A 12,017-nucleotide genomic window follows, 5' to 3' on the forward strand; every position below is an offset into this window, starting at 1 on the left:
CTCAACGATCCGGCGGAGGTCAGGAAGGCCGGCACGTAGGTGATGCCAACGTAATAGGAGATGGATCCGAGTGCGGAGATGGCGAAGGAGCGCAGGATGCCAACGCGATGGTGCGCCAAGGTGTGGCGCAGGGGATGGGCCGGTGCCGTGCCTGCCGCCGTCTGCCGCTCGAAATCCGGCGATTCCTCCATGGCCGACCGCGTGACCCAGACGCCGCCGGCCAGGGCGGCACCGACCAGGAAGGGGATGCGCCACCCCCAGGAGGCCAAGTCCGCGTCATCCAGCAAGTGCACGGTCAGCGCCGACACCCCCACCGCCAGCAATCCCCCAACCTCGCTGGCCGCGGAGGCGCAGGAGGTGACCAGCCCCCGCCGCTGGGGACTGGCCCCTTCCAGCAGATAGGCGACCACCCCGGTGTATTCACCGCCGACCGAGAAGCTCATGACGCAGCGGAGCAGCAGCAACAGCCAGCCGGCGGCGATGCCGATGGCGCCATAGGTGGGCAACAGGGCGGTGGCCAGCATGGCCAGGCTCATCATCGCCATGGACAGCAGCATCATGCGCCGCCGCCCGAAACGGTCGCCGATGTGACCGAACACCACCGCGCCCAGCGGTCGCAACAGATAGGCGATGGCGAAGCCCGCCAGCGCCGTGATCAGCGACGCCCCAGTCCCGCCGAAAAAGACACGCGCCAGCACCGTCGCGACATAGAGATAGAGTGTGAAATCGTACCACTCCACAACGGTGGAGAACGCCGCGATCGCCATCGAGCGGCGGGAGATCATCGTGCGGGCTGGGGGGAGGGGACGCCTGGGATCCATCGCCCCACTATCCGGTCGGGAAAGGGGCGGGCGCAAGATGGTAGGCGATGTCCCATGATCATGGGATGGTGACGGCGGTGCCCTATGCTGTACTGGTGGCAGGCTGGCGATAGTGGAATGCCGGCGCGCACGCGGGGGAAGGATCAGCGTTCATGTCCACGGAAACGACGACCGCGACCCCGTCCACCGGCGGGCCGATCACCGTGCTGCTGGTGGAGGATGACCCGCCGGTCCGCAACCTGCTGGCCCAGCGCCTGGCGGCCGCCGAGAGCCTGAGATTGCTGGACGCCGTGGGCACGCTGGCCGAGGCGCGGGCCTGTTGCCAGCAATTGCGCCCCGCCGTGTTGCTGACCGACCTCAAGCTGCCGGACGGCAGCGGTATCCAGCTGATCCGGGAAACGCGCCTGCTGCTGCCGGAGACGGAGATCATGGTGATTTCCGTGCTGTGTGATGAGCGTAGCGTGGTGGACGCCATCGGCGCGGGCGCCAGCGGCTTCCTGCTGAAGGATGCCCTGCCGGAGGATCTGGTCAACGCGGTCCACGACCTGGTGGCCGGCCATTCCCCCATATCCGCCGCCATCGCCCGCTACATCATCCGGCAGGTGCAGGGCGGCAACCGGCCGCCGGCCCAAACCCCTCATGCCCCGCCCTCTGAAGCCCCGCCGGGGAATGCCCAGCCTGAGCCGCCGGAGGGTGGGGTGCTGAGCAAGCGCGAGATCGACATCCTGTGGGGCATCGCCAAGGGCATGACCTATTCCGCCATCGCCGAATCCCTGGGCATCTCCAGCCACACCGTTGCCAGCCACATCAAAAGCATTTATCGAAAGCTGGAAGTCAATTCAGGGCGCGAGGCCGTCTATGAAGCGCTGGCGCGCAAGTTGATCCAGACTTGACGAAGGCGGCCTCTTTACCCAACGCCGTGCCAGCGGTCGGTCCCAGGTTGAGCATGGGGCGGATCGGGTTGATCTATTTCCTGGCACTGGTGGTCGCCGTGCTGATCGGCCTCATCCGCCTGTCGCCGCCGCCGACGGCGCTGCAGCGCGCGGAATGCACTGAACGGGCGCCGGGGCGCGGACCGGCCCCCCAATGGCGGTCGGTGACCTTGCCCAGCCGGTGCGGGAGCACGGGAGGACCGGTGTCGGGCCCCGTGACCTTCCGCATGACGTTCGACGCCACAGGTCGTGACGGCGCCGGCGCGCCGTGGGCCGTCTATGTTTCCAATTCGCCCGACGGCCTGCGTGTCGCCGTCAATGGCCATGATCTGGGCCAGCCCCGCCCGACGGGCGGAAGCAGCACCCAGGCGCAGACGGTGCCGACACTTGTGACCGTGCCGGTTGCCCTGCTGAGGGACGGCGACAACCAGATCGAACTCACCGTCCGGCCCTGGGTTTATCCCATCGACCGGCTGGGCATGGTGTCCGTGGGGCCTGAGGTCGGGCTGCGGCCCGTCTACGAATGGCGCATGCTGCTCCTGTCCTGGATGCCGCAAGTGACCTTGGCCCTGGTCTGCGTCCTGGCCGCGGTCATGTTCACCATATGGACGGCCCGGAGGGAGGAACGCTCCTACCTTCTTTTCGGGATGATCCTCTGCTGCATCGCCTTTTCCGGTATCCAGATGGTCCCCGTGGACGCGGCGCGGATACCCGGCATGATGCGGCTGGGCAATGTGGGCGGCGTATGGGTGCTGAGTCTCGGTCTGCCGTTGGCTCATTACATCACCGGCGGCCGCCCGCCGTTGCCCATGCGCGCCTATTTGGCCGTGCCGGTGTTGACCGTCCTGGCGGCGCCAACCCTGCCACCGCCCCTGGTCCTGATAATGACCAAGTGGGTCATCCTGCCCTATGTGGCGGCGGGCTGGGTTGCCATCGGACTGACGCTGCTGCGCGGGGCCTTCCGTGCCGACCGCCTGTCGCTGCACCTGGTCGCCGGCACCATGATCGTGTGGATGATCGTGGTGTGCATGGACATCGCCGGCTTCATCCTTAACGATCCCGCATATCCGTTGTTTCGCAACTGGTGCGTCATCGCGCTGGTGGTACTGGTGGTCGGCGGCGTCCTGGTCGCCCGCTTCGTCGCCACCCTGCGGGCGGTCGACGATTTCGCCGTCGTGCTGCAGCGTCGCATCGCCGAGACCGAAGCCGAACTGCACGACAGCCTGATGCGCCAGTACGCGCAGGAGCGCGCCTCGATCCTGGAGCGGGAACGGGAACGTTTGATGCGCGATCTGCACGATGGCGTCAGCGGCCGCCTGGTCTCAACCTTGGCCACCTGCGAGCTGCGGGGGGCCGAGTTCCATGACGTCGCGGATTCCCTGCGGAGCACGCTGACCGACCTTCGCCTCGTCATCGCCTCGCTGGAAGACGTGGGCGACGACTTGGCTCTGATGCTGATCACCTTCCGCGACCAATTGAGCCAGCCGCTGCGCCGGCTGGGCGTGACGCTGGCCGCCCACCTGGCCGAAATGCCGCCGGTCAGTGGGCTGCGGCCGGCCAGTGTTCTGCAGATCTTCCGCATCCTGCAGGAGGCGGTCCTGAACGCCGCCCGGCATTCGGGCGCGACGGTGGTGCGGCTGGATGCCCAGCCCTTGCCCGATGAACACGGCGTCCGGCTGACGGTCAGCGATACCGGCAAGGGCGGGGCCGCCGACAAGCCCGGCAGCTGGGGGCTGGCCAACATGCGCCACCGCGCCGCCACCCTGGGCGCCCCGCTCACCATCATGTCGGACGCCAACGGCACCCGCGTCATTCTCGACCTGCCGCTGCACATCGCGGCACCGCCGGAGGTGGCGCCGCCGGTTGGCCTGCGGTGATCCGCCGGAACGATGGTCCAGGGCTAGCCCAGGGCCTGCTTTATCGCTTCCCGGAACGCCCGCTCAACCGGTTGCACCATCGCGGCGCTGGTGCAGCGCAGATCGTCGCCGCGCGTATGGAAATAGCGGTGCACGCCGTACAGGCCGATGGCGGAGCCATAGCCGGCGTTCAGGACATTGACCAGCTCGCCCCCGGCCATGACCTTATCCGCCAGATAGGTGGCCTCCAGACCGCCGACACCCTGGAAGGCATGGCGGGTCCGGTCAAGCAGGTCGCCCGTGGCTGTCAGGAACCGTTCCGTGTCGACGCTGGGCAGCGGCAACAGCGTCGCCCCGAACTCGTGCCAGTCGCGGGCCGCGGCGCTGGCGCCGATATGGACCCATAGCTTGGTGGAGGCAGGGGGTGGCGCCGCCTCGTGCAGGTAAAGCTCACCACCCAGAAACTGGTATTCATGCCCGCTGGTTGCGATCAGTTCCACATTCACGCCGGGCCGGGTTTCCGCCAGCCATTTGGCGAGCGACAGCCAGACGGCCAGGCCTGAGCCGCGCTCGGCCACGCAGCCGAGCCAACCGGAACGCGGCGTCGATATGACCAGCGTCCGCGACGCACCACGGTCCAGCCGGGCGATCAGATTGAAGGCGGACCGCCGCTCGCCACCGCCGCCCCGGCCGTCCAGGGTCAGCGTCGCGGGAAGGGCCTGGTCCGCCGCCGCCAGGAAGGGGTCGGCATCCTTGGGCGCCAGCAAGGCGACGGGCCGGTCCAGCGCGGGAGCCTTGGTTGAGACGTTGAGGGCGATCGCCTCGCCGCTGGGGCCGGTGGTGACCAGCACGACGCCGGCGGCGCCTCGCCGCACCGCGTCGGCCAGCGGCTTCGCGGCCTGCGGATCGGCCACCCCGACCCAGCGCTTGTAGGGCAGTACGATCAGGGCGATCGCCCCGGTGAGATCGCCATGCCCGTCCGCCAGGCGCAGGGGACCGGTAAGCCCCTGGGGCCCTGTAGGCGTCACGATGGCCTGCGGCATGACCGTCGCGCGGGCGGTCCCGCAAGCCAGCGTCGCCTGGCTAGCCTCGAAGAACGGAACGTCAAAGGACTGCCGGTGGCAGGCATAGCCCATACGGCCCAGCGCCGCTTCCAGCCAGACGCCGCAGGCGGTGTCGCCAGCGCCGCCGGACGCCTTGTCGCCGAACGAGGCGTACCGATCCAGCGTCGCTTGCAGGTCCGTTGGATCCCCCGGGGCCGCCATCTTGCCAGCCGTGCCGGTCTGGGCCGAGGCGGTCGCCACACCCAGCAGCCCGACGCCCGCCATGAAACCGCGGCGAGATGAGATCATTCGGAAGCCCTCCTCACCAGCGATAACCGGCGGTGACGCCGCCGGCCGCGCCTGAGATGGCGGGGATCAATGCCGCCGCTTTGAAAGGCCGCCGCTTTGAAAGGATGACGCACCGCCTTGCCTCCCATTGTTTGACGGCATGGTGCCGTTCCGGCTGTTGTTGGCCAGCCTTGCCACAACTGTACGACAATTCACCGAATATTACGCGATAACACTGCAGTTCAACCTGAACAATGCGGTTGCGCCGGCATTGGGATGGTGCGATGACGGCCGTGTCGCGTTGGGGGAGTGGGAAGCCATGGATGATGCCGTCGATCCGGCCGGGAAGCCGCGGCGGGGGGAGGGCCCCTCGGCTGAGGAGGTGACCGAGCGTTTGCGGCGCCAGATCCAGGACGGCGTTTGGGGGCCGGGCGAATGGCTGCGCGAAGCGCGCTTGTGCGCCGAGTTCGATGTCGGTCGCACCATCGTGCGTCGCGCGCTGCGCAACTTGGCCGATGATGGCCTGGTCGACCTGCAGGCGAACCGCGGCGCCAGTGTCAAGCACACCAGCCTGCAGGAAGTCTTCGATCTCTTTGAGCTACGGGCGGGGCTCTACGGCGTGGCGGCGCGGTTCGCCTGCATCCGTGCCACACCGCCGGCGCTGGCGGAAATATTGGAGAAGGCGGACAGGCTCATCGCGGCCAGCGAGGCCGGCGCGGCGGCCGAGGATCTGATCGCCCAGAGCGAGGTCATCTTCAGCCTGATGGCGGAAACCGCCAGCGTCGAAACGCGGACCATGATCGCCGCCGTTCGGCGCAAGACCCGATGGCACTATTCCTATGCGGGGCTGGCCGAGGGGCCGGGCCCCTTCGGACATTGGCGGCTGATGCGGGCGGCGCTCGCCGCCCGCGATCCGGCCGGCGCCGCCGAGGGGGCACGCGACATCCTTTATTATATGCAGAACGAGGTGGCGCGGGTGATGCTGGCCCGTGGCCTTGGGGTGCAGCAATCCGCCAAGGACCGGCCGGGACGCCGCGGAGGCGGCGGCCGGCGGACTGGCTGATCAGTCGATGACCTTCTGCAGGCGCGCCCACAGGTTCTGGTCGAAGCCTTTGTCGTTCGCGGCGGCACCGGTCCGCACCACCACCAGCTTGCGGCTGGGCACAATGTAGAGGCGGCGGTCGAACGCCCCGAGTGCCGCGACCATGTCAGCGGGTGCCGCCGGGACCAGCGGGCCCTCCTGGCGCCCGGCCAGGGCGCGCAGGGTGTAGGCGCTGCCGTTCAGCCACCACAGGCGGCCATAGGCGGGGTTGGTGGCCGACGGCGTGAACAGCGCCTTCAGGTTGGCCTCGGACACGATGCGCGTGCCGTCCTTCGCCACGCCACCATGCAGCACCATCAGCCCGAACAGCGCCGTGTCGCCCGGCGTGGTGACGAGCCCGGTGTCGTTGCCGATGGAGGCCAGGGCCGCCGGGCGCTTGCGCCACGCGGTGTCGTTCATCCCGGCGGGGCCCGTCAGCCAGTCATGCGTGATGGTGTCGAGCGGCAGGCCAGCCGCCGCTGTCAGGATGCGCTTGGTCACCGCATAAACCGGCGTGTTGTAGAAGAACTTCGTCCCGGGTGGCGCCTCGACGCCGAACTTGTCGTCAAGGCCCGAACTCATCGTCAGCACGTCGATGACCCGGATCTTCGCCTCCTGCTCCGGCGACGCCTTGGACCAGCCGGTCCCTACATAGGCGGCGACCGGCTTCTCGATGTCGATCAGCCCCTTGTCGATGGCGATGGCGGTCAGGACCGCGACGAAGCTCTTCTGCTGTGACGCCACGTCCTCAAGCAAGGCGCCCCGTGCGCTCTGGCCATAGACGAACATGGAGAACTGCGGGTTGCCCTCGGGCGCCGGCCAGTTCTTCTCAACCAGCGTCTTCCCATCCTGGATGATCAGGACGCCGGTGCTGTTCTGGCCACGCAGGTAATTGAGCAGATCGCCCATCTCCGCCGACTGTTCGCCCTGTGCCGCCCAAGCGGGCGTCGATGCCGCGATGGCAATGATGCCGGCGCCGGCAATCGCGCAGGCGGCGACCATGGCCCTGATGCGTGGTCGAACGGTCATTCCGGCTTCCTCCCGCGCATCCCGGCGCTTGATTTTCGCGCTGACCATACCACGATTGTCGAACAATATAACGAGTATTGACGACCAATATATGTGAGGGCGACGGGGCGTGCGTCAGGCCAGGAAACCTTCGATCTCCGTGACGATCCGGTCGCGCTCCAGTTCCAGCACCCCGTGCATGGCGCCCAGCATGTCGACGCGTCGGCCGTTGGGGAAATGGTGCGCGGTCTCGCACGTCACCTCCCAAAGGTCATCCTCCGGGTTCATGATCAGCACCGGCTGCGTCACCTCCGCCATCGCGCCCAGGAAGTCGTAGCGATAGACGGCGATGTAACCCCAGGTCATGCGGGTGCCCAGCCGCAGGCATTCCGCCATGCTGACATGGCGCTGCTCCATGGTTCTGCGCGGGTCGCTCAACTCCCCGATGATGGCCCACAACTTCTTCACATGGGCCAACGTGGCATCGGGTGGCGGGAACAGGGCGGGCAGGGATTCCAGCCGCTCGGCCCTGATGTCGGCGGGAAAGGCCGCCAGCCCGAACATCACGGCGCGGCGCACCCGGTCAGGCCGCGATCGCGCCAGTTGCGTCGCGATGACGGAACCGGTGTGGAAGCCCATGACATCGAAAGCGCCTGTCGCCACCACCCCGTCGGCGGCCAGACCGTCCATGAACGCGGCCGCGATCTCCGCATACTCTTCAATGGTGGTGGGTGCTGGCGGCGGATCACTCATGCCATAACCGGGCGTATCCACCGCCACCACGACACGCTTGGCCCCGAGGGCGGGGAGCACCGGCATCCAATCGCCGCTATGGCTGGGCGTCTGGTGCAGGCACAGCAACGGCGGCGCGTCGGTCTGCGCCGCCGGCTGGGCGATACGGTAATGCAACTGGCCGTACCGGCTGTCCGCGTAGGCGCGCTTCACACTGGTCATTAGGTGGGTCCCCTGGGCCGAATGGTGGCACAGTGGGCCATGGTTTGCGGCAAGCCCAGCCGGTGTTGGGTGGGTGTCCGTAGGGTGGTGGCGGTCAGGTGGGGCTGGCCCCACGGCCGAACCACAGGCCGGACCGTTCCCACCCCACCCTCAACGCTGCGCCGGCCTGCTGGTAAGCGGGGCCCCCGCTTGCCAGTGACGGTGGCTGGTCAGGCGCCGCTCAGTGCTGCACCCGGCGTTCCAGGGTCCAATCCCAGCGCTTGGTGGGCGTCTGTTCCGCGATGGACCGTTGCGATTCCTCGCTCCAATCCTGGTAGGCGGCGCCGATCTCGGCGGCGGCGGCCTGCAGGGCCGGCAGGTATTTGCTCTGGAACATCGCCTCGGGCAGGGCCTTATCCATGAAGCGCATGCCCACGCATCCCAGCAGCGTGGTGCCGCTGAAGATGGGCACCGCCGCGGTGGATTCGCCCCGGTACTGGCGCAGGCTGATGGCGTAGCCGGATTTGGCGATGTAGTTCAGGATTTTGTCGATCAGGTCGCGCTGGCGCCCGGCCCCGTCCATCTCACCGTCCGAACCCAGCGCGATGTCCAGCAGCGCCGCCCGCTGCGGTGGGGGGCTGAACGCCAGGTAGGTGCGGCCGGCGGCGCTGTTCAGCAGGGGCAGGCGGATGCCGGCGTTGTACCGCTCCAAGGCCAGCGGGCTGTTCTTGTCCGTGGTGTGCCGGACCAGCATCAGGTTTCCCTGGTTGGTGCTGATCGATACCGGCCAGATCAGCTTCTGTCCCAGCTGTGTGATGATGGGCTGCGCCACGTCCGTCACCCAGGCCTCATCGTCATAGCCGTCCGACAGGCACCGGACCAGAACCGTCAGGCGATAACGGTCGTCGGAATTGTCGCGCACGGCGTAGCCGGCGGAGCAGAGTGTTTCCAGCACGCGATAGGCGGTGGTGCGCGGCAGGTCGATGGCGCTGGCGACATCCGTGACCGTCACACCGTTGCGGCTGTTGAGGACCTGAAGGACGTCCAGCACGCGCAACATAGCCCGAACGGGCTTTATCTTTTCCATTCCCGAACTCCCCGTTTCGCCAATTGTTTGGCTGCCCGTTTATGAGGGGACGATACCACGGGCTTGAGAGCGAAGTTAGCCTATAAATAGGCCATTATCTCATTATTCCATTTCCGCCCCCGGCCGTCCGCCGTGTGGACAGTCGTCCGCCTGCCCCTGGTTCCCCCCGGGGCACCCCCGCCTAATCCCGCCGTTGGCTGGCAAATGTGCCGGCAGACAAGGAAAAGGCAGGCTATGGACAAGGCGCGTGTGACGATCGTTGGGGGCGGGATTGGCGGACTGACCGCGGCTATCGCCCTGGCGCAGAATGGTTTTTCCGCGACGGTGCTGGAAGTGGCCCCGGCCTTTGGCGAGGTCGGCGCCGGCCTCACGCTGGCCCCCAACGCGATGAAGGCCTACCTGGCGCTGGACATGGCCGACGCCGTCGCCCAGGCGGGGGTGGAACCGGCCCGCCAGCGCATCCAGCATTGGGAGGATGGCCGGGTGCTGCGCGTCCTGGAACGGGGCGACATGCGCCAGATATATGGCGCGCCCTATGTCTACATCCATCGCGCCGACCTGCACGCCATCCTGGTGACGGAGGCCCGGCGGCGGGGGGTGCGGCTGGAGTCCGATGCCGGTGTGGTGGCGGTCGAGGGCGCCTGCGCGGTCCTGCATGACGGCCGCCGCATCGAGGGCGACATTCTGATCGGCGCCGACGGCGTGAAGTCGGTCGTGCGCCGCGCGTTCGATCCGGCGCCGCCGCATTTCACCGGGCATGTCGCCTGGCGCGCGGTGGTGCCGGTGACCGGTGACCTGGCCGACCTGGTGTCCTGGCCCGGCATGCACATCGGCCCGCGGCGCATGGTGGTGCGCTATCCCGTGCGTGGTGGCACGATGATGAACACGGTGTTCTTCGCCCGGCAGTCCGGCTGGACCGAGGACGGCTGGAGCATCCGCGCCGACCGGTCTGAGCTGGACGGCGTCTTCACCGGTTGGGCGCCGGAGGTGCAGGCCATGATCGCGGCCGTGCCGGCGGACGGCCTTTACAAATGGGCCATCAATGCCCGCCAGCCCCTGCCGGGCTGGATTCTGGACGACAGGGTGGCCCTGCTGGGGGACGCGGCGCACGGCATGACCCCGTTCCTGGGACAGGGTGCCGCCTGCGCCGTGGAGGATGCCATCGTCCTGGCCCGCGCGCTGTCGGCCAGCGCCTCGGTGGCCGAGGGGCTGAAGCGTTACGAGGCCGCCCGCCTGGAACGGGCCACCTTCATCCAGTTGGAATCCAACGCCAATGCCGACAGGATGCAGGCGGACGAGACGGAGTTGTTCGGCCTGCAGGCCTTGCGCAACGAAGACAGCCTGGGCCTGTTCCACTACGACTGCCGCACCGTTCCCGTCTGATCCCGGCCATCCGGAACCCCGCCTGTTGGAGAAGCCATGTCCGCCTCTATCCTGCCCTTCGATGGTTTGCCCGTCCTGGAGGAGGTGCGCGCCTTCCTCGGCCAACGTCAGGGCCTGCTGATCGACGGCGTTTGGCGCCCGGAGGGTGACGGCGACGTCATCGCGACCAGCGACCCGGCCACCGGCCTGCCCCTGGGCGAGGTCGCGGCCGGCGGCGTGGCGGCTATCGAGGCGGCGGTGGCGGCGGCCAATCGCGCCTTCCACGGCCCCTGGGGGCGTAGCCTGGGGCCGGAACGGGCGCGGCTGCTGACCCGCCTGGCCCGGCTGGTGGAACAGCACGCGCAGGCCTTCACGGAGCTGGAAATCCTGGACAACGGCATGCCCAGCTTCATCGCCAGGCTGACCGTCGGCAACTGCGTGGAGATGTTCGACTACTACGCCGGCTGGGCCCTGCGTATCGAGGGGGTCACGACCACGCCGCCGGCCCATGTCGCCGCCGTGGCCGAGGCGTTGACCTACACCGTGCGCGAGCCGGTGGGCGTGGTCGGCCTGATCGTGCCCTGGAACGTGCCCCTGTCCACCCTGGTGCTGAAACTGGCGCCGGCGCTGGCCGCCGGTTGCACCGCCGTGGTCAAGCCGGCGGAGGAGACGCCCCTGTCGGCGCTGCTGCTGGGCCGCCTGATCACCGAAGCGGGCTTCCCCGCCGGCGTCGTCAACATCGTCAACGGCGCCGGCGAGGTGGCGGGCGCCGCCCTGGCGGCCCATCCCAAGGTCGACAAGATCAGCTTCACCGGTTCCACCGAGGTGGGGCGCAAGATCGTGCATGCCGCCGCCGGCAATCTGAAAAAGGTGTCGCTGGAACTGGGCGGGAAGTCGCCCGTGGTGGTCATGCCGGACGCCGACCTGGATCTGGCGGTGCCGGGCGTGGCCATGGCCACCTTCTTCCTGCAGGGCCAGAACTGCATGGCCGGAACCCGCATCTTCGCCCATGCCGACATCCACGACCGGCTGGTCGAGGGCATGGTCGCCTTCTGCCGCACCCTGACCCTGGGTCACGGCCTGGATCCGGCCACCTTGTTCGGCCCGCTGGTCAGCGCCGGGCACGCCCACCGGGTCCTGGGCTATGTGGAGCGGGGCGTGCGGCAGGGCGCCACCCTGGCGTGCGGCGGCGCGGCGCTGGACCGGCCTGGACACTTCGTCCCGCCCACCATCTTCACCGACGTCCAGCCGGACATGGACATCTTCCGGGATGAGATCTTCGGCCCGGTGATGGCGATCCACCGGCTGGAAACCGATGACATCGACGCCATCGCCCACTTGGCCAATGACAGCGACTACGGCCTGTCCGGCAGCGTGTGGACACGCAGCCTGTCCACGGCCCACCGCCTGGTGTCGCGCATCCGCGCCGGTCAGGTGTCCATCAACTGCCATGGCGCCATCGGCAACAACATTCCCTTCGGCGGATTCCGCCAGTCCGGCTGGGGCCGGGAATTCGGCCGGGAAGGGCTGGACGCCTATCTTGAGACCAAGGCGGTGACCGCCCGGTTGTGAGGCTGGGCTGCACCCCCGCCATTTTTCGAGTCCA

General features: G+C 68.2%; 10 protein-coding genes. 5 read left to right on the forward strand and 5 right to left on the reverse strand.

Translation table 11 applies throughout. From position 1 onward, the window contains the following. Nucleotides 1–767 (reverse strand): MFS transporter (locus tag I55_RS13805; RefSeq protein WP_252181138.1); only part of this gene is annotated, 767 nt, incomplete at its 3' end. Nucleotides 768–973: 206 nt separating this feature from the next. Here I55_RS13805 and I55_RS13810 point away from each other — a divergent pair. Together I55_RS13810 and I55_RS13815 are read left to right on the forward strand one after the other, a co-directional pair. Then, on the forward strand, nucleotides 974–1,714 hold the full coding sequence (locus I55_RS13810; RefSeq protein ID WP_044561165.1) for a response regulator transcription factor: 741 nt from the start codon (nucleotides 974–976) through the stop codon (nucleotides 1,712–1,714). A 53-nt stretch (nucleotides 1,715–1,767) separates the two neighbouring features. Beyond that, a complete protein-coding gene (locus tag I55_RS13815; RefSeq protein ID WP_148293714.1) occupies nucleotides 1,768–3,630 on the forward strand; it encodes a sensor histidine kinase in 1,863 nt (620 codons plus the stop codon). A gap of 23 nt (nucleotides 3,631–3,653) precedes the next feature. Here the strand turns inward: I55_RS13815 and I55_RS13820 are convergent, their stop codons facing one another. Next, nucleotides 3,654–4,961, reverse strand: coding sequence for a hypothetical protein (locus tag I55_RS13820; RefSeq protein WP_148293715.1), 1,308 nt, complete (start codon nucleotides 4,959–4,961; stop codon nucleotides 3,654–3,656). Nucleotides 4,962–5,259: 298 nt separating this feature from the next. Here I55_RS13820 and I55_RS33070 point away from each other — a divergent pair, with 298 nt between their 5' ends. Next, complete coding sequence (locus I55_RS33070) at nucleotides 5,260–6,003, forward strand: GntR family transcriptional regulator (RefSeq protein WP_049974104.1); 744 nt, start codon at nucleotides 5,260–5,262, stop codon at nucleotides 6,001–6,003. Here the strand turns inward: I55_RS33070 and I55_RS13830 are convergent, their stop codons facing one another. The 3 genes from I55_RS13830 to I55_RS13840 form a co-directional block, all read right to left on the reverse strand. Then, nucleotides 6,004–7,050, reverse strand: a complete 1,047-nt coding sequence (locus tag I55_RS13830) for a serine hydrolase (RefSeq protein ID WP_044561174.1) — start codon at nucleotides 7,048–7,050, stop codon at nucleotides 6,004–6,006. 114 nt (nucleotides 7,051–7,164) lie between these two features. Continuing rightward, complete coding sequence (locus I55_RS13835; RefSeq protein ID WP_044561167.1) at nucleotides 7,165–7,983, reverse strand: alpha/beta fold hydrolase; 819 nt, start codon at nucleotides 7,981–7,983, stop codon at nucleotides 7,165–7,167. Between the two features lie 220 nt (nucleotides 7,984–8,203). Then, a complete protein-coding gene (locus I55_RS13840; protein ID WP_083901101.1) occupies nucleotides 8,204–9,049 on the reverse strand; it encodes a helix-turn-helix domain-containing protein in 846 nt (281 codons plus the stop codon). 234 nt (nucleotides 9,050–9,283) lie between these two features. Between I55_RS13840 and I55_RS13845 the strand changes: the two genes are divergently transcribed. Both I55_RS13845 and I55_RS13850 read left to right on the forward strand, forming a co-directional pair. Next, complete coding sequence (locus tag I55_RS13845; RefSeq protein WP_044561169.1) at nucleotides 9,284–10,432, forward strand: FAD-dependent monooxygenase; 1,149 nt, start codon at nucleotides 9,284–9,286, stop codon at nucleotides 10,430–10,432. 36 nt (nucleotides 10,433–10,468) lie between these two features. Next, nucleotides 10,469–11,983 carry an aldehyde dehydrogenase gene (locus I55_RS13850; RefSeq protein ID WP_044561170.1) on the forward strand — a complete coding sequence of 505 codons (1,515 nt, stop codon included), beginning with the start codon at nucleotides 10,469–10,471 and terminating at the stop codon, nucleotides 11,981–11,983. Nucleotides 11,984–12,017: the final 34 nt, after the last annotated feature.

The sequence above is a fragment of the Azospirillum sp. B4 genome (genome assembly GCF_000333275.1).
GTDB lineage: Bacteria > Pseudomonadota > Alphaproteobacteria > Azospirillales > Azospirillaceae > Nitrospirillum.

Coding starts and splice junctions, on each gene's coding strand:
- I55_RS13810 (WP_044561165.1), top strand. CDS start 974: ATGTCCACGGAAACGACGACCGCGACCCCGTCCACCGGCGGGCCGATC.
- I55_RS13815 (WP_148293714.1), top strand. CDS start 1,768: ATGGGGCGGATCGGGTTGATCTATTTCCTGGCACTGGTGGTCGCCGTG.
- I55_RS13820 (WP_148293715.1), bottom strand. CDS start 4,961: ATGATCTCATCTCGCCGCGGTTTCATGGCGGGCGTCGGGCTGCTGGGT.
- I55_RS33070 (WP_049974104.1), top strand. CDS start 5,260: ATGGATGATGCCGTCGATCCGGCCGGGAAGCCGCGGCGGGGGGAGGGC.
- I55_RS13830 (WP_044561174.1), bottom strand. CDS start 7,050: ATGACCGTTCGACCACGCATCAGGGCCATGGTCGCCGCCTGCGCGATT.
- I55_RS13835 (WP_044561167.1), bottom strand. CDS start 7,983: ATGACCAGTGTGAAGCGCGCCTACGCGGACAGCCGGTACGGCCAGTTG.
- I55_RS13840 (WP_083901101.1), bottom strand. CDS start 9,049: ATGGAAAAGATAAAGCCCGTTCGGGCTATGTTGCGCGTGCTGGACGTC.
- I55_RS13845 (WP_044561169.1), top strand. CDS start 9,284: ATGGACAAGGCGCGTGTGACGATCGTTGGGGGCGGGATTGGCGGACTG.
- I55_RS13850 (WP_044561170.1), top strand. CDS start 10,469: ATGTCCGCCTCTATCCTGCCCTTCGATGGTTTGCCCGTCCTGGAGGAG.